This window comes from Caulobacter sp. P4_E5 (assembly GCF_056401555.1).
This window is the reverse complement of record NZ_JBFUJD010000153.1, coordinates 1-2,193: the sequence shown is the minus strand read 5'-3', so window position 1 is coordinate 2,193 and position 2,193 is coordinate 1. Positions and strand designations below refer to the sequence as shown.

Genomic DNA, 2,193 nt, shown 5'->3' with positions numbered 1-2,193 from the left:
CTCGGCCCCAACCTGGACGGTGGGGCTCAGTTATCGCGGCCGGCCGAACCTGACGGCCTATGTCGTCAGCCGCCGCGCCTACCGCGCCGGCGGGGTCAACGCCCCGATCCTTACTCCGGCCATGGCGCGCTACCAGCACTACGCTCCCGAGAAACTGACCGACGTGGAGGCGGGCCTCAAATGGGCGGCGGCGCTGGGCGACTGGCGCTATGGCGCTGACGCGGCCGTGTTCAGAGGTTGGTCGCGGGACATCCAGCGCGCGCTGTTCCCCGCCGACGACTTCGATGGCGACGGCGTCGCCGCCAACGATCCGCCCAACCTGATCATCAACGCCGGTTCGGCGGTCATCAGCGGGCTCGAGCTGGGGCTGCGCGGTCGGCGCGGGGAGGGGCTGGCGGTCGCCGTGTCCGCGACCGCGACCCGTGCGCGCTTCACGGCCCTGACCATTCCGGTCGCGCTGGCCAGCCTAACCGTGACCGATCCCCGCGCTCTGAGGTTCTCGTACACGCCGCCCTACACGGCTCGCGCCGGGGTGGAATGGCGCGCGGCGGACTCACCGCGCCTGGGCCGGTGGACAGTGTGGGGCGAGGTCTTCAAGAGCGGCCAGGTGCGCTACGTCGAACGCGCCCATGACGGCAATGGGCTGCAGAAGAGCTACGCGCTGGCCGATCTGGGCGTGGTCTTCCAGCCGCCGGGGCATGACGCCCTGACGCTCTCGGGATCTATCACCAACCTGTTCGACAAGACCTATGCGGCCGGGGGCGGCGCCGTCACGCCCAGTATAACCGCCACCAGCCTGATCCATGGCGAGCCTCGGCTGACCCGGTTCACGCTCCGTCGGCGTTTCTAGCGCGCTCGGTTTTTCGCGGCAGGGGCAGTTTTCTGGAAATGACTCTACGGTCGCTTTTGGCGTGGAACTGACCGAAAAAAGGTGAGGTAGGGTGAGGTCTTTCGGATCCTGAGGCTCTAACCTTATGGTGGTGCCCGTCCGGAGGATTCATGACGTCCGATCCTCTCAAGGTCCCACCGCAACCGGCGCTGGATCTGCTGGCTTATGAGCCCGGTCTGCGACGCTATCTCCGGCGCCGTGCGCCGGCGGGGCAGGTCGACGATTTGGTGCAAGAGGTCTTTGCGCGCCTGCTCGGTCTGCGCGATCCGGCCGCCGTACAGGACCTGGAACGCTACATCTTCGTCGTCGCGGCCAGCGTCCTGGCGCATCAGCATCGCCGGCGCGCACCCTGGCAGACGGTGGACGATCTCGAGGCCCTGGGCCCGAGCGACGAGGTGACGCCCGAACGCTCGCTGATCGGCAAGGAAGGCCTGGAGAGCCTGTTCGCGGTGATCGAGGACCTGCCGCCGCGCACCCGCCACGTCTTCCTGCTGCACCGTTTCGAGGAAATGACGTATGGGCGCATCGCCCGTGAATTGGGTATTTCGGTCAGTGCGGTCGAGAAGCACATGATGGCGGCCTTGAAGGCCTTGTTCCTGCGCAAGGCGCGAGACCAATGAGCGGGCCGCTACGAGACCGGGCCGCCGAGGTCGCCGATTGGTTCGCGCGTCGCCGTGCCGGCGCCCTGCCGCCTGAGGACGAGATCGCGTTCCAGGCGTGGCTTGAGGCCGACCCGCACAACCGCGCGGCGTTCGAGGCGGCCGGCGACCTGTGGAGCGATCTCGAGGGCTTGAGACGCGATCCGCGCCTGATGCGCCTGCGCGAGGAAGCGAGGGGCGCCGCCGGCCAGCATCGCGCGCGACGTCTCGTGGGTCTGGTCGCCGCCTGCGCCGCGCTCGTCCTGGGCGGAGCGGCCCTCTGGCAGGCCGGACGCTATGTGCTGGACGCGGTCGCGCCGAAGCCGACGGTCTACGCCACGCGGGTGGGCCAGACGATGAGCGTCAGCCTGCCCGATGGCAGCCTGGCGGTTCTGGACACCAATTCGGAGCTGCGCGCCTGGTCGCCGGGCAAGGAACGGCGTCTGGAGCTGGTCCGGGGACGGGCGCTGTTCAAGGTCGCCAAGGATCCCACGCGGCCGTTCGTCGTGCGGGCCGGCGGCCACAGCGTGACGGCGCTGGGCACCCGTTTCGACGTCGATCTGCGGCCCGCCAGCTTCAAGGTGGTGCTGGTCGAGGGCCGGGTCCGGGTGCGTTCCGACCGCCCGACGGCCGGCCCCGCGACCTCGGTGGACATGAATGCGGGCT

Annotated in this window: 3 protein-coding genes; all 3 read left to right on the top strand. The window is 69.3% G+C overall.

The genetic code is table 11. The features are described 5' to 3' along the window. On the top strand, positions 1–850 hold an 850-nt coding region (locus AC1DSO_RS24665), incomplete at its 5' end, for a TonB-dependent receptor domain-containing protein (RefSeq protein WP_477071315.1). A 149-nt stretch (positions 851–999) separates the two neighbouring features. Next, positions 1,000–1,509, top strand: a complete 510-nt coding sequence (locus AC1DSO_RS24660; RefSeq protein ID WP_477071314.1) for an RNA polymerase sigma factor — start codon at positions 1,000–1,002, stop codon at positions 1,507–1,509. After that, on the top strand, positions 1,506–2,193 hold a 688-nt coding region (locus AC1DSO_RS24655; RefSeq protein WP_477071313.1), incomplete at its 3' end, for a FecR family protein. The genes AC1DSO_RS24660 and AC1DSO_RS24655, both read left to right, overlap by 4 nt.